The following is a 17,856-nucleotide window of genomic DNA, read 5'->3' as shown; positions in this document are numbered from 1 at the left end:
GAGCGCCTCATCGCCGAACCCGTGAGACTGGCGGCGGAACATGACACACTGCTGCGCGGTTGCTTCGGCGCGTAGGGGAGGCGTGGCGTGAGTGAGCGGCGTCCCGCGCCGACCGTGGGCCAGGTGGTGCTCGGCAGGCGCCTGCAGGAACTGCGGGAGGCGGCCCGGCTCAAACGGGAGGAGGCCGCGCGCGTCCTGCGGGTGGCCCCCGCGACCGTACGGCGGATGGAGATGGCCGAGGTCGCCCTGAAGATCCCGTACGTCCAGGTGCTGCTGGAGACGTACGGCGTCCCGGACGACGAGGCGGCCGCGTTCGTCGCCCTGGCCGAGGAGGCCAACCGGCCGGGCTGGTGGCAGCGCTTCCACGACGTGCTGCCGGACTGGTTCAGCCTTTATGTGAGCCTTGAGGGCGCCGCCACGATCATCCGCTCCTACGAGCCGCACTTTGTGCCGGGGCTGCTGCAGACCGAGGACTACGCACGCGCCGTGATGGAGGCGGGCACGGTCGGGCAGACCGGTCCGCAGACCATCGACCGGCATGTGTCCCTGCGGATGGCCCGGCAGCGGCTGCTGGACCGTCCGGATCCGCCCCATCTGTGGGTGATCATGGACGAAACGGTTTTGCGTCGTCCGGTGAGCATCCGCGGCGAGGTGATGCGCGAGCAGCTGGACAAGCTGCTGGAGTTCGCCGAGCGGGACCGGGTCACGCTGCAGATCGCCGAGTTCAAGGACGGCCCGCACCCGGGGACGTACGCGCCCTTCACCCTGTTCCGCTTCGGCGAGCCCGAGCTGCCCGACATGGTCTTCACCGAGTATCTGACCGGCGCCCTGTACCTCGACTCGCGCACGGAGGTCTCCGCGCATCTGGAGGTCCTCGACCACATGACGGCGCGGGCCGCGTCGGCCCAGCGCACGAAGAAGATCCTGCGGGAGCACCGCGAGGACTTCTGAGCCACCCACCGCACCTGTCCGACCGGAGGAGAAGACCCCGCATGACCGGATCCGACGCCGCACCACAGATCGACACCAGCCGGCCGCACCCCGCCCGCGTGTACGACTGGTGGCTGGGCGGCAAGGACAACTACCCGGTGGACGAGGCGCTGGCCCGGAAGATCCTCGCCGTGGACAACAGCGCGGTGCGCGGGGCACGGGCCAACCGGCGGTTCATGCACCGGGCCGTCCGTGCCGTCGCCGAGGCCGGGAACCGCCAGTTCCTGGACATCGGCACGGGCATCCCCACCGAGCCGAATCTGCACCAGGTGGCGCAGGCCGTGGCGCCGGAGTCCCGGGTGGTGTACGCGGACAACGACCCGATCGTGCTGCGGCACGCCCAGGCGCTGCTGCGCGGCTCCGAGGAGGGCCGCACGGAATATGTGCACGCGGACGTGCGGGACATCGACACCCTGCTGCGGCAGGCCGCCGAGACGCTGGACTTCTCACAGCCGGTCGCGCTGTCGCTGGTGGCGCTGACCCACTACCTGGACGACGACGTCCACGACCTCCTGGCCAAGTACGTCGCGGCGCTCGCCCCGGGCAGCCATCTGATCCTTTCGCAGGTCACCCCCGACCTCAATCCGCAGGCCATCGCGAAGGCGGCGGGCGCCTTCCGCGCGAGCGGCACCCCGTTCTTCCCCCGCTCGATCACGGACTTCCAGCGCTTCTTCGAGGGCCTGGAGCTGCTGGGCCCCGGCGTGATCCCGGTGACCGGGTGGCGGCCGGAGGCCGAGGACGTGGCGGCGCAGACGGAGGGCGTCGTTCCGGTGTACGCGGGGGTCGCCCGCAAGCCCTGACCTCGTACACCCGTACGGGCGCCATGAACAGGTGCATCTCCCCGCCCGCCCCTAGCGTCGAAGCAGAGGGTGAGCAAGGGAGCGACACAGGTGGACGACACGCGAATACCGCCCGCCGGGCCGGAAGCGGCGCTGCTGGCCGCAGGACGCTTCTTCCGGCCAGGCGCCACCGCCACGGGCTCCTGCACACCGAAGGAGACCTGATGCCCTCGGACGCCGTGCTGTACCAGGCGGCAGCGCTCTGCCTGACCTATCCCGACGCCGAATTCCGCGCCCGGCTGCCGCTGCTGCGCGAGGCGGCCCCGCAGCTGCGGGGGTTCACCGACCATGCGGCCCTCACCCCGCCCGGGGAACTGGCCGCCCACTACGTCCAGGTCTTCGACTCCAGGAACCGGCACAGCCTCTGTCTGAGCTGGTGGCGGGACGAGGACATCCGGCGGCGCGGCCTGTCGCTGGTCCGCTTCAAGGACGTCTACCGCGCCGCCGGCCTGGAGTTCACCGGCGAGGAACCGCCGGACTTCCTGCCCGCGGTACTGGAGTTCGCGGCCCGCACCGGCGACACGGCCCTCCTCACGGAACACCGCCAGGGCCTCGGACAGCTCCGGGCCCGGCTCACCGACTTCGGTACCCCGTACGCATGCGTCCTGGATGCCGTATGCGCCACCCTGCCGATCCCGCACACGGAGGTTCGCTCATGACCACGCTCCTGTGGGGCGTTCTGCCGTATGTCGCCTTCGCCCTGCTCGTCGCCGGCCTGATCTGGCGCTACCGGTACGACAAGTACGGCTGGACCACGCGTTCCTCGCAGGTGCACGAGTCGAAGCTGCTGAACATCGCCTCCCCGGCCTTCCACTACGGCATCCTCTTCGTGCTGGCGGGCCACCTGGTGGGGCTGTTCGTCCCACGGTCGTGGACCGACTCGATCGGCGCCCGCGAGCACACGTACCACCTGTTCTCGCTCTACGGCGGCACGGCGGCCGGCGCGCTCGCCGTCGCCGGGATCCTGCTGATCATCCACCGGCGCCGTACGCACGCCCCGGTGTTCCGGGCGACGACCGTCAACGACAAGCTCATGTACGTCGTCCTGATCGCCGCCATCTGGATGGGCATGGCCGCCAAGCTCACCCATGTCTCCGGCGACGGCTACAACTACCGTGCGTCCATCGCCCCTTGGGCTCGCAGCCTGTTCACGCTCCAGCCGCGGACGGACCTGATGGAGGGCGTGCCGGTGCTGTACCGGGCCCACGCGACGATCGGCATGGCCCTGATCGCCCTGGTGCCGTACACCCGCCTGGTCCACCTGTTCAGCCCACCGGTGCAGTACCTGCTCCGCCCGTACGTGGTGTACCGCAGCCGCGGCCCCAGGCAACTGGGGCCGCGGCCGGAGCGCCGGAGCTGGGAGCGCACCGGCGTGTGACGGCTATGCCGCGCCGCCCTTCGTGTCGCGGTCCTCGTCGACGATCTCGGCGTCGACCACGCCCTCCTCGTCCTGCGGTGAGCTCTGCTGCTCGGTGCCGCTGCCGGAGGCGCCCTGGTCGGCCTGGGCGTACATGGCCTGGCCCATCTTCTGGCTGACGGTGGCGAGTTTCTCGACGCCGGTGCGCAGCTCGGTGGTGTCCGCGTTGCGTTCCAGCAGGCCTTTGAGTTCCGTGGCCGCGCTCTGCACCTCCGACTTGGTGTCGGCGGGGATCCGCTCCTCGTTCTCCCGGATGAACTTCTCGGTCTGGTAGACGAGTTGTTCGGCCTGGTTGCGGGTCTCGGCGGCCTCGCGGCGCTTGCGGTCCTCCTCGGCGTACTGCTCGGCCTCCCGCATCATGCGGTCGATGTCGTCCTTGGGGAGCGCCGAGCCGCCGGTCACCGTCATCTTCTGTTCGCGGCCGGTGGCGAGGTCCTTGGCCGACACATGCATGATGCCGTTGGCGTCGATGTCGAAGGCGACCTCGATCTGCGGGACCCCGCGGGGGGCCGGGGGCAGACCCGTGAGGTCGAAGACGCCCAGCTTCTTGTTGTACGCGGCGATCTCGCGCTCGCCCTGGTAGACCTGGATGCCCACCGAGGGCTGGTTGTCGGTGGCCGTGGTGAAGATCTCCGAACGCCGGGTCGGGATGGTCGTGTTGCGTTCGATCAGCTTCGTCATGATGCCGCCCTTGGTCTCGATGCCCAGGGACAGCGGGGTCACGTCGAGGAGCAGCACGTCCTTGACGTCGCCGCGGATGACGCCGGCCTGGAGGGCCGCGCCGACGGCCACGACCTCGTCGGGGTTGACGCCCTTGTGCGGGTCCTTGCCGGTGAGTTCCTTGACGAGGTCGGTGACGGCGGGCATCCGGGTCGAGCCGCCGACGAGGATGACGTGGTCGACCGCGGACAGCTTGATGCCGGCGTCCTTGACCGCCTGGTGGAAGGGGGTCTTGCAGCGGTCGAGGAGATCGGCGGTGAGCTCCTGGAACTGGGCGCGGGTCATCTTCTCGTCGAGGTGCAGCGGCCCCTCGGCGGAGGCGGTGATGTAGGGCAGGTTGATCGTCGTCTCGGACGAGCTGGACAGCTCGATCTTGGCCTTCTCGGCGCCTTCGCGCAGCCGCTGCACGGCCATCTTGTCGCTTGCGAGGTCGATGCCGTACTGCCCCTTGAACTTCTTGACGAGGTGCTCGACGATCCGCTGGTCCCAGTCGTCGCCGCCCAGGTGTGTGTCGCCGTTGGTGGCCTTGACCTCGATGACGCCGTCGCCGATCTCCAGCAGCGACACGTCGAAGGTGCCGCCGCCGAGGTCGAAGACCAGCACGGTCTGCTCCTCGCCGCGGTCGAGACCGTAGGCGAGGGCCGCGGCCGTCGGCTCGTTGATGATCCGCAGGACCTTCAGGCCCGCGATCTCCCCGGCCTCCTTGGTCGCCTGCCGCTGGGAGTCGTCGAAGTACGCCGGCACGGTGATCACCGCGTCCGTGACGTCCTCGCCGAGGTAGGACTCGGCGTCCCGCTTCAGCTTCTGCAGCACCCGCGCCGACAGCTCCTGCGCCCGGTAGCGGGTGCCGTCCACGGAGCCCTGCTCGGGGAAGCGCCAGCTCGCGTCGCCCATGTGCCGCTTCACGGAGCGGGCGGTCCGCTCCACGTTGGTCACGGCCTGCCTTTTCGCGACCTCCCCGACGAGCACCTCGCCGTTCTTGGCGAAGGCCACGACCGACGGTGTGGTCCTGGCCCCCTCCGCATTCGCGACGACGGTGGGTTCGCCGCCCTCCAGCACGGCCACCACCGAGTTCGTGGTCCCCAGATCGATCCCGACCGCACGTGCCATCTCCGTCCCCTTCCGCCAGGGCACTCCTCACACACCAGCACAAAACTTGAGTGCGCTGTTGTCAATGCCGCGTACTCCGGGTACCCGGAAACGACGGTGCCGCGCCCCCTGTCCCGGGAGCGCGGCACGAACGACGTCAAGGACGCAGGGGTGTCAGGAAAGCTTGGCCGACAGGGTGATCGTCGTGCCGGTGAGGGCCTGGCTGACGGGGCAGTTCTTCTTGGCGTCCTCGGCGGCGGCGACGAACGCGTCGTTGTCGATGCCGGGGACCGTGCCCTCGACGGACAGGTGGATGCCCGTGATGCCCTCACCCGGCTGGAAGCTCACGTCGGCCGACGTGACGAGCTTGGTGGGCGGCGTGCCGGCGCCGTTCAGGGCGTGCGACAGCGCCATGGAGAAGCAGCTGGAGTGCGCGGCGGCGATCAGCTCCTCGGGGCTGGTCTTGCCGTTCGCGTCCTGGGAGCGCGAGGCCCACGTGACGGGCTGCGCCGCGATGGCACCGGAGGAGTCGAAGTTGACGACCCCGTTGCCCTCGATCAGGTTGCCTTCCCAGACGGTGTGTGCGGAGCGCGTGGTGGCCACAGTGAGTCCTTCCGGATTCCGGGGGTTTCTTGCGATCCCATCCGATCACATTCCGGCTCGTCGCACCCGGAAGACCGGCTAGGCGGCCCGCTCCTCCTGCTCCGTGCCCACCGGGACCTGGGGGCCGTTGGTCTCGCGCAGCCAGCGGCGCAGGACGCGGTGCACCTGCTCCGCGCCGACGAGGTCGCAGCCGTCCTCGACCGGCGGCGAGAAGGCGACAGGCGACAGCAGGAAGGGCCGGCTCTGCGCGCCGCCGAGCCCGCCGTGCGAGCCGATCTGTTCCTCGAAGGCGAGAACCTCGCCGTCCGCCGGGTCGTGGAAGGAGTTGACCATGATGTCGGCGGTGTGCGGGAAGGAGTGGGTGCGGCGCACGGCGTCGGCGGCGCCGGGCCCGAACGCCTCCAAGGGGCCGGGTTCGTCATCGAGTTGGTCGAGGGGTATCTCGGCGCCGTACGCGCCCAGCACCACCCCGCCGTGTATTTCGCTGCGGACGAGCAGGAAGCCGACGCCGGGATGGTTGGCGAGGGTGGTCAGCAGCGCGGGGTGGCGGGCGTCGATCTCCTCCTTGCTCATCCGGTGCGGCACGTCCGGGAAGGAGACCAGGCCGAGGTTGCCGGAGGCCAGCACGAGCGGCTCCGAGCGGCGGGAGGGGCGGTGCTGCTCGCCGCCCTCCTCGACGGGTCTGCGCAGCGCGGCCCGCACGGCCGCTCGGGCCTCCGCCCCGCTGTGCGTGCGCTGCGCCCTGCGCGGCACGGGCAGCCCGCAGCCGGCCCGCACCAGATCGCCGAGGCCCAGGCCGTAGCGGGAGCGGAAGGTCTCGCCGGGGCTCTGACCGTGGTCGGACAGCACCACGATCCGGTACGGCCGCGGGGCGTGCTCGGCGACGTTCGCGATCAGGGCCAGGGCGCGGTCGAGGCGTTCGAGGACCTTCTCCGCGTCGCGGCTCGTCGGCCCGGAGTGGTGCGCCACTTCGTCGTACGCCACCAGGTCGGCGTAGACGGCGGTGCGTCCGGCGAGCATGTCGCCCATCACCGCGGCGACGACGACGTCCCGTTCGACGACGGTCGCGAAGGCGCGGACGAAGGGGTAGAGGCCGCCGCGTGCGACGCGCGGGCGCTGCTTCCTGACCCGCGCCCGGGCGGACTCGCCCATCTCGCGGCCGACTTCGGCGACGAAGGACAGGGCGGTGCGCACGGCGTTGGCCGGGTCGGAGAAGTACGCGAAGTAGCCGGCCCGGGACCGGTTCTCCCGGCCGCGGCGACGGGTGGCGATCGACAGCACCAGGGCCTGCTCGTCGGCGCCGCCGCTGAAGAGGTTGCCGCGGCTCGCGCCGTCGGCGGTGAGCAGGCCGCCGTCGCCGGTGTGCTCGACGGCCCGGCGCTGGAGTTCGGCGGCGCTGGTCGGCCGGTTGCAGACCATCACCTCGCGGGTGTCCTTCTCGTACCAGCGGAAGGCCGGGACGTCGTGGTTGCTGCCGTGCAGGATGCCCAGCTGGCTGGCGCCGGTCTGGCTGGACCAGTCGGTGCGCCAGGGGGTGAGCCGGTGGGTGGTCCCCAGCCACCGGGCGACGGTGGGCATCACGCCCTTGCCGACCGCGGCCAGCAGTACGTCGTGGCCGACGCCGTCGAGTTGCAGGAAGACCGTGCCCGGGGCGGACGGGCCGGGCGGCAGACGTCTGCGACGGCGGTCGGCGAGGCGGTAGAGGCGCCGCCGGTACGCGTCGTCGTCGCGCACGGCCAGGGCGGCGCCGGTCGCGGAGGCCACGGCGGACATCACGGCGGCCACCACCACGGCCGTCTCCGGGGCCGCCTCGGCGCTGCTGGCCGGATTCAGCCGCAGGGCGACCAGCAGCAGCGACCCGTTCAGGACGAAGACGAGCAGGCCCAGCACCAGCGCCGGCACGAGCAGCAACAGCCGTACGAGCAGCGGCCAGACCAGGGCGGACAGCACACCGAACGCGCCGGCGCCGAACGCGGCGGTGACGGCGATGTGGGTGGCGCTCTCGCCGTCGGCGGACTGCAGCCGGAAGTCCGGCAGGATCCCCGCGAGCACGAGCATGGTGACCGTGGAGACCGCCCACACCGCGACGCTGCGCCCGATCTGACTGGCGGCCCGCCGCCAACGCCCGCCACGCACGCCCAGCCCCCTCACGTCCCGGCCCGTCGTCGGTGCGGGCCTGTACTTCAGACTGTCACACGGGTCGGACAATGCGGTCCGTCACCGGGAGCGGGGCTCAGCGCCCGTCGTAGCCCGCCGTCGGCATCGACAGCCGCCGGTGCACCCTGGCCTTCATCTGGGCGTCGTAGCAGGGCTCCTCGAACCCGACCGTCTCCACCCGCACCCCGCGCCGGGCGCACTCGGCGGTGAACTCCTCGACGGACGACAGCGCGCTCGCCAGCACCCGGCGGCTGGGCGCCACGAACAGGTCGATCCCCGGCCGGACGCCGTCCCACAGCACACGGTGGTCGGCGCGCAGTCCCCGCACCAGCAGTTCCCGGCTGACGATGTAGCCCCGCTCGGCGGCCCAGCGGGCGCACATCGCGTGCTGGCTGCGGGAGTCCACCAGGAAGGGATCGTCGTCCAGCTCCTGCAGCGGCGTCAGACTCGCGATCGCCGTGACCCGCACCGGTCCCATGGCGTCCCCCTCACCTCCGGGTTTCGGCGCCGACCCTACTCCTGCCCGTAGGCTTCGGGGAGTCGCGCGAAGGAGGCAAAGAGGTGCCGGTGGAGATCACCTGGTGGGGTCACGCGACGTGTACGGTCGCGGACTCGGGCGTACGGCTGCTCACGGACCCTCTGTTCGCGCGCCGTCTCGCCCATCTCCGCCGCCGTCGCGGGGCACTGCCACCGCCCGGCGCCCGGCGCGCGGATGTGGCGCTCGTGTCGCATCTGCACGCCGACCACCTGCACGTCCCGTCGCTGATGCGACTCGCGGAGGGCACACGCCTGCTGGTGCCCCGGGGCGCACCCCGGGCCGTGCCGGGACTGCGCCGGCTCGCCCATCTCACCGTGAGCGAGGTGGCGCCCGGGGACCGGGTGACGGTCGGTGACGTGGTCGTACGGGCCGTTCCCGCATGGCACGACGGGCGGCGGCTGCCGCTCGGTCCGCATCGCTCGCCCGCTCTCGGCTATGTGATCGAGGGCGAGGCGCGGACGTACTTCGCCGGGGACACGGGGCTGTTCGACGCGATGGAGCAGGAGGTCGGGCCGGTCGACGTGGCGCTGCTGCCGGTGGGCGGCTGGGGGCCCTACCTCGGCACCGGGCATCTGGATGCGGGGCGGGCGGCCCAGGCGCTGGCCCGGCTGGCGCCGCGCAGTGCGGTGCCGGTGCACTACGGCACGTACTGGCCGATCGGTATGGACGCCGTGCGCCCCCATGAATTCCATGCGCCCGGCGACGAGTTCGTGCGCCTCGCGGCGGAGCACGCGCCGGATGTCGAGGTGCACCGGCTCGTCCACGGGGAGAGTGTGCGCCTGGAGGTCGCTCGGTGACGTGGCTTGCCGCTACGGCGGCGATCGTGCCGCCGGAGTCGACGCAGCGGGCGATCGGTTATCCGTCGCTGTTTCTGCTGGTGCTGTTCGGGGCGCTGGTGCCGGTGATTCCCACGGGGGCGCTGGTGAGTTCGGCGGCCGTGGTCGCCTTTCATCAGACGGCGCCGTTCGCGTTGGCGCTGGTGTTCGTGACGGCGTCGCTGGCGGCGTTTCTCGGGGATGCGGCGCTGTACTGGCTGGGGCGGCGCGGGATGAGGTCGAAGAACGGGTCGCGGTGGCTGAAGGCGATTCGGGCGCGGGCGCCGGAGGAGCGGCTTGCGCAGGCGCAGTCGAAGTTGGCCGAGCACGGGATTGCCGTACTGGTGCTGTCCCGGCTGGTGCCCGCTGGGCGTATTCCTGTGATGTTGGCTTGTCTTATGGCCGAGTGGCCGTTGCGGCGGTTTGCCCGAGGGAACCTGCCGGCGTGTCTGGCGTGGGCCGTCACGTATCAGGTGATCGGGATTCTGGGCGGGTCGCTGTTCAAGGAGCCCTGGGAGGGTGTGGTGGCGGCGGTCGCGCTGACCGTGGTGATCAGCGCGGCGCCGAGCGTGTGGAAGCGGGTTCGGTCTGCCGGGTGAGGGTGCGACAAGGGCGCTACAGGACCCGGGAGGCTCCCACGGGGAGGTCCCAGAGGTCATTGCGATTCAGGCCCGCCTTCTCCCAGGCCGTGCGCACCCGTGTGAGCGGTTCGAGCACCGGTTCCGCCGAGAGGATGAACGTGCCCCAGTGCATCGGGGCCATCCTCTGCGCGCCGAGGTCCTGGGCTGCGCGTACCGCCTCCTCCGGGTCGCAGTGGACGTCACTGAGCCACCAGCGGGGGTCGTAGGCGCCGATGGGGAGGAGGGCGAGGTCGATGCCCGGGTAGCGCTCGCCGATCCGGGAGAACCAGTGGCCGTATCCCGTGTCACCCGCGAAATGGACGCGTTGGCCGTCGGGGGCCGTCAGTACCCAGCCGCCCCACAGGGAGTGGCAGGCGTCGGTGAGGGTGCGCTTGGACCAGTGGTGGGCGGGGACGAAGTCGAAGCGTACGCCGCCGAGTTCGGCCGCCTCCCACCAGTCCAGTTCGGTGACGGCGGTGAAACGGCGGCGGTGGAACCAGCGGGCGAGGCCTGCCGGGACGAACACCGGGGTGGTGCGCGGGAGTCGGCGCAGGGTGGGGGCGTCCAGGTGGTCGTAGTGGTTGTGGCTGATGACGACCGCGTCGACCGGCGGCAGCGACTCCCAGGGGATTCCGACCGGGGTGATACGGGCGGGGGTGCCGAGGATGCGGCGGGACCACACGGGGTCGGTGAGGACGGTCAGGCCGCCGATCCGGATGACCCAACTGGCGTGTCCCGCCCAGGAGACGGCGACGGTACGGGCGTCCACGCGAGGCAGCGGAGCGGGTGCGAAGGGGAGCCGGGGGATGTCGGCCAGGCCCTCGTGCCCTGGGCGGATGGAGCCCTCGCGGGCGAAGCGGGCCATGGCTTTGAGGCCGGGCAGCGGGGCGGTCAGGCGGTCGTGGAAGGTGCGCGGCCACACCCGGCGCTCGCCCAGCGGGCGGGGTTCGGCGAGCGGCGGAAGTGCGGGAGCCGAGCCTGGCCCGGACACCGTCCCGTCGGCTTCCCGGGTGGCCGTGCCCGTGCTCGTGGTGGTGGTCGACTCGGACTGTTGCGTCATCGAGGAGGCTCCCATCGCTGAGCGTCGTCGCGGAGATCGTCGAAGACCGACTTCACATGGCTCAACGCGCGTTGCACGTGTGGCAGTTCCAACGGCGCGGGTGAGGTGAGACATTCCATGCGTTCCTCGTCCGTGCGGCCCAGCAGGGGGCCGGTGGACAGACGGACGCGCAGGGCGCCTAGTTCGTCGCCGAAGCGGTGGCCGCCCGGTGCGGGCATGCCGAGCCGGGCGGCGAGGAAGTCCTCCAGTTCCTGTGCGTCGCCGACTCCGTGCTCGGAGAGCGCGGAGCGCAGCGGGCCGAGGTCGGCGTAGAGGTGGCGGCCGGCCTGCGGGGGGCGGGACAGGGTGCCCGCCGCGACGACCGCCGCGTGCAGGGCGGCGGCCACGCGCGCGTGCAGACGCACGGCGGCCGCCACGCGCGCGGTGACGGGCTCCGGCTCCCCGAGCGCATGGGCGGCCGGGGCGGCGAGGGGGCCGGCGATGCGGGCGCCGAGCGCGGTGAGCACGTCGAGCACGCGCGCGTGGAGGTCGGCGCCCGTGTCACCCGCCGGGAAGCGGGCCACCGCGGCCGGCCAGCCGGGCGGCAGCAGCGCGCCGGCCAGGTCGGTGACGACGGTGACCTGGTCGGGCAGCATCTCGGCGGGGCTGAGCAGCACGGTGTCGTGCGGTGCGTGCAGGGTGTCGCGCCAGGTCTCGTCGCTGACCAGGTGCAGTCCCTCCCCGGCGGCGGCTTCCACGCACTCGTGCAGGACCTCGGGCGGAGCGACCGTGGCGGTGGGATCGTCGGCGACCGACAGCACGAGCAGCCGCGGGTCGCCGCCCTCGGTGCGCACCCTGCGCACGGTCTCCAGGAGGGCGTACGGATCCGGGACGCCACCGCACTCGGCCGGTGTCGCCACATGGAAGACGGGTCTGCCCAACAGACGTGCGTACGGCGCCCACCAGGCCGCGCAGGGCCTCGGCACCAGGACGTCGCCGCCGAGTGCGGCGGTCAGTGCGAGCAGCAGGGCGGGGGCGCCGGGGCCGGCGGCCACGCGGTCGGGTGCGGCGGACAGGCCGCGCCGCTCCCAGTATCCGCACGCGGCCTCGATCAGCTCGGGTCCGCCGCCGATCGGCTCCCCTTCGGCCCGTGCGGCGGCCGCGGCGAGCACGGCGGTGAGCTCGGGCGGCACGGGCAGCCCGTCCTCGGGCAGCGGCGGCCCGTAGCGGACGGGGCCGTGGCCTTCCGGGTCCGTCCGCCGCATGCGTACCTCCGCGCAGTCCCTGTGCCGTGTCCGTCGCCGTGCTCCGAGTACCCAGAGTGCCGCTGTCGCATCGGAGTGCGCACGGGTTTCACCGGTCGTCCGGCGGGTCAGCGGTCCCAGACGGAGTCCTTCGGCCACAACCGGTAGGTGGCGGCGCCCAGTGCGCAGGCGATCAGGAGGCCGCCCGCGACGAGGGCGGGCACGGAGTCGGAGAAGGTGCCGCCCGCACCGGCCTCCACCCCGTGCTGCCTGCCGTCCTGCGGGTCGTGCTCCCGCCCGTTCTGCATGCCCGCGCCGCCGCAGGAGTCGGAGCCCGGCCCGGTGCAGGGCCGACCTTGGTCATGGCCGCCGCCGTCCCCGGCTTCGCCGCCGACGGTGCCTCCGCCGAGATCTGCGCCCTCACCGCCGCCGTTGTCTCCGCGCCCGCCACCACCCCCGTCGTCGCCGCGCCCGCCGCCGCCGCTGTCGCCGACCGGACCACCGTCACTCCCGCTCTCACCGGGCGCGGCACCGTCGCTGCCGTCGCCGCGGTTCACGCGGGAAGCGGCGCTCGACGTCTTGCCCTTGGCGCCGGGCGCCGTCGCGCAGGTTCCGTCGGCCCTCGCGGGGTTCCCGCTCCTGGCGTGGGTCTGTGAGATGGCGTCGAGGGTGGCGGGCGGCGGTCCGCCGGTGGCTTCGCAGGCGACCGAGACGGTGACGCTGCCGCCCGGGGAGACGCTGCTCGGGCCGGCCCCTGCGGCCGAGTCCGCGTAGGCGGCCGAGGCGAAGCCGAGGGTGGCGCCGGCCAGGGCTGCGACGGACAGGACACGGGCGGTGCGAGGCATGGGGAGGGCTCCTTCGACGGGTGACTCCTCAGGAGCACGGAGTCGTGCCCCATAGCCCATCACAGCCCGCCCGGCGGTCAGGCGCGCGCGGCCGAGCCCCATTCGCGCTACAGGGACGGCCGAGCGGGTGACACGGCCCTCCCCGTCGCGCAGGGACCAGGAGCCCGGTGCACGGCGCTCAGTTCAGCAACGCGGCCAGCTCCCTCTCCAGCCCCCGCCCCCGCCGTTCGACCACCGCCGCCGCCACGTCGGACAGCTTGCGGTTGCTGCCCTGCGAGAGGCGGCGCAGCACCCCGAACGCCGCGTCCGCGTCACAGCCCAGGACGTGCATGACGATGCCGCAGGCCTGGTCGACGAGGGGCCGGGAGCGCAGGGCGGTGCCGAGCTGGTCGAGCTCGGTGAGCGCGGCGCCGTAGGAGCGGTCGCGGACCAGGCAGGTCATGGCGAAGTCACCGAGAGCGCGGGCGGGCCCGTGCGGGGCGTCCTCCAGGGCGCCGGGCCGGAAGCTGTAGAGGCTGAGTGTCACCGCCAGGCCGGAGCGCCGGAAGGGCAGTGTCACGCTGGAGCGCACACCGGAGTCGAGCGCGAGGGCGCGGTAGTCGGGCCAGCGGTCCTCGCGCAGCAGATCGGGGCAGCGGGCGGGCTCCCCGCGTTCCAGGGCGGCCGGGATGGGCCCGTCCCCGGAGCGCAGCTGCACGGCGACGAGCGGGGCGAGGTCGGGATGGGTGACGGCCGCGGGCCGCTCGCTGCCGCCCTCGGCCACCATTCCGCTCGCTCCACAGCACTCGACGGTGCAGCGTGCGGCCTCCTCGACCAGTTCCGACAGCCGCCGCCCGGGGAGGGCGGGTTCGGTCGCCTCCGCTCCCCAACGACGGGTGTGAGGCCCGGTGTCCGGCATGGTGCACTCCTCCTCTCCCCCGCCCGCCTTCCCCTTCACCCGGTCCGAAAACGGTGGTCTTGAACGGGAGTCGCGCTACGTTCGTCGCATGACGCAGACGGACGAGTTCGGGGAAGACCTTGCGGATTTTGTACGCCGCGTCGCGGAGCTGAAATCGGCGCGGTCCTTGTCGGGCGGGGACCTGCCCACGGTGCTGGACGCCGCGATCTTCGAACTCGACCATGTGGTCGGCCAGTTGTGGCCCCGGTACGAGCGGCTCTCGGAAGCAGGCCCGGCCCGCACCCGCGCCTCCGCGGACCGTCAGGAGCAGCAGTTGCTGCGTGCCGTGTTCCAGCGCCTTCCGCTGCCGGTCGCGCTGGTCGACAAGGAGACGGTGGTGCGGCGGCTGAACGGCGCGGCTACCGCCTTCACCGGTGTGCGGGCCGGTTATGCCACGGGCCGCCCGCTGACCGGCTTCCTCGCGCATGCCGACCGGGCCGCGTTCCGTTCGCAGGCCGCCGCGGTGGCCCGCGGCGAGGGCGACCGCAGTCTCACCGTCCGCCTCCAGCAGCAGCCGTCCGTCCCGGTGCACGCCACGCTGGCGGCCGTACGCCCGAGCGGCGAGCCCCGCGCGACGGTCCTGGTGGTGCTGCAGCCCGGCGGCCCCGGCGCCCCCGTCGCACCGGCGGACCCGCCCGTGCGGCAGCTGCCGGACCTCGCCGAGACGACCCGGCACGCGGCCGTGATGGACCTCCTGGACGCGATGACCACGGCGCTGCTCACCACGGACCGGCAGGGCGCCCCGGAGGCGGCGGCGCGGGTCCTGCACGGCGGGTTCGCCGACTGGGTGATCGCCGACGCGGGGGCGGACGGCCTGACGCGCGCTGCCGTACTGGCCCCGCCGGACGGGGACGCGGCCGCGCTCGAAGGGCAGGATCCGGCCGACTGCCCCCTGGTCGTCGAGACGGCCCGGACCGGGTCCCCGGCTCTGCAGATCCGTCCGCCGGACCCGGATGCGTTCGGCGGGACCGAGACCGGCGCCCCCGTCCTCGTAGCGGCGAACGTCACCTCACTGCTGTGTGTGCCGCTGAAGGACGGGGACGCCGTGCGGGGCGTGCTCACGTTGTTCCGGTGCGGGCCCCGGCTGGCCTTCTCGATGGCGGAGGCGCAGGCGATGGACCTGATGTCGCGCCATCTGGCGCTGGCTATGCGGCCTCGTGCATGATCTGGTCCCGCATCCGGGTGCAGCAGCGGCTGATCAGCCGTGACACATGCATCTGGGAGATGCCGAGCTGCTCGGCGATCCGGCTCTGCGTCATGTCGCCGAAGAACCGCATGTACAGGATGGCGCGCTCCCGTTCGGGAAGCGCGGCCAGCCGCGGCTTGACGGACTCGCGGTCCACGACGGTGTCCAGTGCGGGGTCGGGCGAGCCGAGGGCGTCGCTCAGCGAGTAGCCGTCCTCGCTGCCGGGCAGTTCGGCGTCGAGCGAGAGCGCGGTGAAGCTCTCCAGCGCCTCCAGCCCGACCAGGACGTCCTCCTCGCTCATGTTGGCGTGCTCGGCGATCTCCGCGACCGTGGGCCTACGGCCCGAGATGGTCTGGGAGAGGTCCTGGGTGGCGAACCGGACGCGGTTGCGCAGGTCCTGGACCCGGCGCGGTACGTGCAGGGTCCACATGTGGTCGCGGAAGTGCCGTTTGATCTCGCCGGTGATGGTGGGCACGGCGTAGCTCTCGAAGGCGTTGCCGAGTTCGGGGTCGTACCGGTCGACGGCCTTGACCAGGCCGAGGGCGGCGACCTGTCGCAGGTCCTCGTAGCTCTCGCCGCGGCTGCGGAAGCGTCCCGCGAGGCGTTCGGCCATCGGCAGCCAGGCCTCCACGACCTGCTCGCGCAGCGTGTCGCGCTGCTGGCCCGGGGGGAGCTTGGCGAGCTTGCGGAAGGCGTCGGCGGTGTCGGGGGCGTCGTCGTGCGGGTGGTGCTTCGCGCTCACTTTGGTGGGCATGGTGCGTCGCAACTCCCTTGAAGGTGCTCTGGGGTGGACGGTCACCGTGGGAGTGCGGCCGCACGTTCGAGACAGGCGCGACCTGGGCGGCTCAGGGGCCGTTCCCACGGACGTGCCTCCTGTCCGAAGCACTGGACTGCGCCTGCCCCGGGCCCCGGGCCGCAAACACCCCCGTATGTTTTCCGGGCGCCCACCGGGTGACTCGGCCCGCAGACGACAGCTGCCCGATCACGTCAAGGCCCGGGAGGTCGACACATGAGCACCAAGGTCTCCGACCACGTCCTGCAACGACTGCGCGAGTGGGGCGTGGACCATGTCTTCGGCTACCCGGGGGACGGCATCAACGGCCTGCTGGCCGCCTGGGGCCGGGCCGAGAACAAGCCTCGTTTCGTCCAGTCCCGGCACGAGGAGATGTCCGCGTTCGAGGCGGTCGGCTACGCCAAGTTCAGCGGCCGTCTCGGAGTGTGCGCGGCGACCTCGGGACCCGGTGCGATCCACCTGCTCAACGGCCTGTACGACGCCAAGCTCGATCATGTGCCGGTGCTTGCGATCGTCGGTCAGACGCACCGCACGGCGATGGGCGGCTCGTACCAGCAGGAGGTCGACCTGCACACCCTGTTCAAGGACGTCGCCTCGGACTTCGTGGAGACGGTGACGGTCCCCGAGCAGCTCCCGAACGTCATCGACCGCGCGATCCGCACCGCGTACGCGCGCCGCGCCCCCACGGCGATCATCATTCCCGGTGACGTCCAGGAGCTGGACTACTCCGCGCCCACGCACGAGTTCAAGATGGTGCCCTCCAGCCTGGGCCGCAGCTCCTGGACGGCGGTTCCGTCCGAGGAGTCGATCCAGCGGGCGGCCGAGATCCTCAACTCCGGTGACAAGGTGGCGATCCTGGTCGGCCAGGGCGCCGCCGGGGCACGCGCCGAGGTCGAGCGGACCGCCGAACTGCTGAAGGCGGGCGTTGCCAAGGCACTGCTCGGCAAGGACGTCCTCAGCGACGAACTCCCCTACGTCACCGGCTCGATCGGCCTGCTGGGCACCCGCCCCTCGTACGAGCTGATGCGGGACTGCGACACCCTGCTGACCATCGGTTCCTCCTTCCCGTACACGCAGTTCATGCCGGAGTTCGGCAAGGCGCGCGGGGTGCAGATCGACATCGATCCGCACATGGTCGGGATGCGTTATCCGTACGAGGTGAATCTCGTCGGCGACGCGAAGGCGACCCTTCAGGCCCTCATCCCGCTGCTGAGCGAGGACCGCGGCCGCGAGTGGTACGACCAGGTGTGCGCGAACGTGACGCGCTGGCGCGAGGTGATGGGGCGGCGGGCGGAGCTGTCGGCCGATCCGATCAACCCGGAGTACGTCGCACATGCGCTGGACCCGCTGCTGCCGGCCGACGCGATCGTCAGCTCCGACTCGGGCTCGGCGGCCAACTGGTACGCACGCCATCTGACGATGAAGCCGGGCATGCGCTCCTCGCTGTCCGGCACGCTCGCGACGATGGGCTGCGGGGTGCCGTACGCGATCGGTGCGAAGTTCGCGCACCCGGACCGGCCCGCGATCGCGCTGGTCGGGGACGGTGCGATGCAGATGAACGGCATGGCGGAGCTGATCACGGCGGCCAAGTACCGCGACCTGTGGGAGGACCCGCGGCTGGTCGTGGCCGTGTTCAACAACCACGACCTCAACCAGGTGACCTGGGAGATGCGGGCCATGGAGGGCGCTCCCTCCTTCCTGCCCTCGCAGGAGATCCCGGACGTGCAGTACGCCGCGTTCGCCCGTTCGCTGGGTCTGACCGGTATCCGGGTGGAGAAGCCGGAGGACGTCGAGGCGGGCTGGCGGGCCGGCCTGGAGGCGGACCGCCCCGCGGTGATCGAGTTCCTGACCGACCCTGCGGTCCCGCCGATCCCGCCGCACGCCACCTGGGAGCAGATGGAGGCCACGGCCGCCTCGATCCTGAAGGGCGACGCGGACCGCGGCTCCATGATCAAGCAGGGTCTGAAGGCGAAGGTGCAGGAGTTCCTGCCGGGCAAGGAGAAGCAGTAGTCCCGTCGGACTCC

17 protein-coding genes are annotated in these 17,856 nt (G+C 72.1%); 8 read left to right on the top strand and 9 right to left on the bottom strand.

Going from position 1 to position 17,856, the window contains the following annotated elements; all coding sequences use genetic code 11:
- The first annotated feature begins 87 nt into the window (after positions 1 to 87).
- The 4 genes from ABD355_RS01530 (at position 88) to narI (ending at position 3,207) form a co-directional block, all read left to right on the top strand.
- Entirely contained in the window at positions 88 to 951 is an 864-nt protein-coding gene (locus tag ABD355_RS01530; RefSeq protein ID WP_344398106.1) for a helix-turn-helix domain-containing protein, read from the top strand.
- Positions 952 to 992: 41 nt separating this feature from the next.
- Positions 993 to 1,790: an SAM-dependent methyltransferase gene (locus ABD355_RS01525; protein ID WP_344398105.1), complete on the top strand. Its 798-nt coding sequence runs from the start codon at positions 993 to 995 to the stop codon at positions 1,788 to 1,790.
- 203 nt (positions 1,791 to 1,993) lie between these two features.
- Positions 1,994 to 2,488: a nitrate reductase molybdenum cofactor assembly chaperone gene (narJ, locus tag ABD355_RS01520; RefSeq protein ID WP_344398104.1), complete on the top strand. Its 495-nt coding sequence runs from the start codon at positions 1,994 to 1,996 to the stop codon at positions 2,486 to 2,488.
- Complete coding sequence (gene narI / locus ABD355_RS01515; RefSeq protein ID WP_344398103.1) at positions 2,485 to 3,207, top strand: respiratory nitrate reductase subunit gamma; 723 nt, start codon at positions 2,485 to 2,487, stop codon at positions 3,205 to 3,207. Before narJ ends, narI begins: the two co-directional genes overlap by 4 nt.
- A 3-nt stretch (positions 3,208 to 3,210) precedes the next feature.
- Here the strand turns inward: narI and dnaK are convergent, their stop codons facing one another.
- From dnaK to ABD355_RS01495, 4 genes are all read right to left on the bottom strand, one after another.
- A complete protein-coding gene (dnaK, locus tag ABD355_RS01510; RefSeq protein ID WP_344398102.1) occupies positions 3,211 to 5,076 on the bottom strand; it encodes a molecular chaperone DnaK in 1,866 nt (621 codons plus the stop codon).
- A gap of 153 nt (positions 5,077 to 5,229) precedes the next feature.
- Positions 5,230 to 5,658 (bottom strand): OsmC family protein, encoded by a 429-nt coding sequence (locus ABD355_RS01505; protein ID WP_344398101.1) that lies wholly within the window; start codon positions 5,656 to 5,658, stop codon positions 5,230 to 5,232.
- Positions 5,659 to 5,736: 78 nt separating this feature from the next.
- On the bottom strand, positions 5,737 to 7,794 hold the full coding sequence (locus ABD355_RS01500) for a phage holin family protein (RefSeq protein WP_344398099.1): 2,058 nt from the start codon (positions 7,792 to 7,794) through the stop codon (positions 5,737 to 5,739).
- A 97-nt stretch (positions 7,795 to 7,891) separates the two neighbouring features.
- Positions 7,892 to 8,293 (bottom strand): hypothetical protein, encoded by a 402-nt coding sequence (locus ABD355_RS01495; protein ID WP_344398098.1) that lies wholly within the window; start codon positions 8,291 to 8,293, stop codon positions 7,892 to 7,894.
- 83 nt (positions 8,294 to 8,376) lie between these two features.
- Between ABD355_RS01495 and ABD355_RS01490 the strand changes: the two genes are divergently transcribed.
- Positions 8,377 to 9,150 (top strand): MBL fold metallo-hydrolase, encoded by a 774-nt coding sequence (locus ABD355_RS01490; RefSeq protein WP_344398097.1) that lies wholly within the window; start codon positions 8,377 to 8,379, stop codon positions 9,148 to 9,150.
- Positions 9,147 to 9,767, top strand: coding sequence for a DedA family protein (locus tag ABD355_RS01485; protein WP_344398096.1), 621 nt, complete (start codon positions 9,147 to 9,149; stop codon positions 9,765 to 9,767). Before ABD355_RS01490 ends, ABD355_RS01485 begins: the two co-directional genes overlap by 4 nt.
- 16 nt (positions 9,768 to 9,783) lie before the next feature.
- Here ABD355_RS01485 and ABD355_RS01480 read toward each other — a convergent pair whose 3' ends face one another.
- From ABD355_RS01480 to ABD355_RS01465, 4 genes are all read right to left on the bottom strand, one after another.
- On the bottom strand, positions 9,784 to 10,848 hold the full coding sequence (locus tag ABD355_RS01480; protein ID WP_344398094.1) for an MBL fold metallo-hydrolase: 1,065 nt from the start codon (positions 10,846 to 10,848) through the stop codon (positions 9,784 to 9,786).
- Complete coding sequence (locus ABD355_RS01475; protein ID WP_344398092.1) at positions 10,845 to 12,092, bottom strand: aminotransferase class I/II-fold pyridoxal phosphate-dependent enzyme; 1,248 nt, start codon at positions 12,090 to 12,092, stop codon at positions 10,845 to 10,847. The genes ABD355_RS01480 and ABD355_RS01475 overlap by 4 nt, the downstream gene beginning before the upstream one ends.
- A gap of 107 nt (positions 12,093 to 12,199) precedes the next feature.
- Complete coding sequence (locus tag ABD355_RS01470) at positions 12,200 to 12,916, bottom strand: hypothetical protein (RefSeq protein WP_344398091.1); 717 nt, start codon at positions 12,914 to 12,916, stop codon at positions 12,200 to 12,202.
- 178 nt (positions 12,917 to 13,094) lie between these two features.
- Positions 13,095 to 13,814, bottom strand: coding sequence for an ANTAR domain-containing response regulator (locus ABD355_RS01465; RefSeq protein WP_344398090.1), 720 nt, complete (start codon positions 13,812 to 13,814; stop codon positions 13,095 to 13,097).
- A gap of 88 nt (positions 13,815 to 13,902) precedes the next feature.
- Between ABD355_RS01465 and ABD355_RS01460 the strand changes: the two genes are divergently transcribed.
- Positions 13,903 to 15,018, top strand: coding sequence for a GAF domain-containing protein (locus tag ABD355_RS01460; RefSeq protein WP_344398089.1), 1,116 nt, complete (start codon positions 13,903 to 13,905; stop codon positions 15,016 to 15,018).
- Here ABD355_RS01460 and ABD355_RS01455 read toward each other — a convergent pair.
- Complete coding sequence (locus tag ABD355_RS01455) at positions 14,999 to 15,793, bottom strand: RNA polymerase sigma factor SigF (RefSeq protein ID WP_344398088.1); 795 nt, start codon at positions 15,791 to 15,793, stop codon at positions 14,999 to 15,001. The two genes, ABD355_RS01460 and ABD355_RS01455, sit on opposite strands and share 20 nt — an antisense overlap.
- Positions 15,794 to 16,048: 255 nt before the next feature.
- Between ABD355_RS01455 and ABD355_RS01450 the strand changes: the two genes are divergently transcribed.
- On the top strand, positions 16,049 to 17,842 hold the full coding sequence (locus ABD355_RS01450) for a thiamine pyrophosphate-requiring protein (protein ID WP_344398087.1): 1,794 nt from the start codon (positions 16,049 to 16,051) through the stop codon (positions 17,840 to 17,842).
- Positions 17,843 to 17,856 lie beyond the last annotated feature (14 nt).

This window comes from Streptomyces longisporus, from assembly GCF_039532765.1.
Taxonomy (GTDB): domain Bacteria; phylum Actinomycetota; class Actinomycetes; order Streptomycetales; family Streptomycetaceae; genus Streptomyces; species Streptomyces longisporus.
Note: the sequence above shows the minus strand (reverse complement) of the source record. Positions and strands in the feature narration are given on the sequence as shown.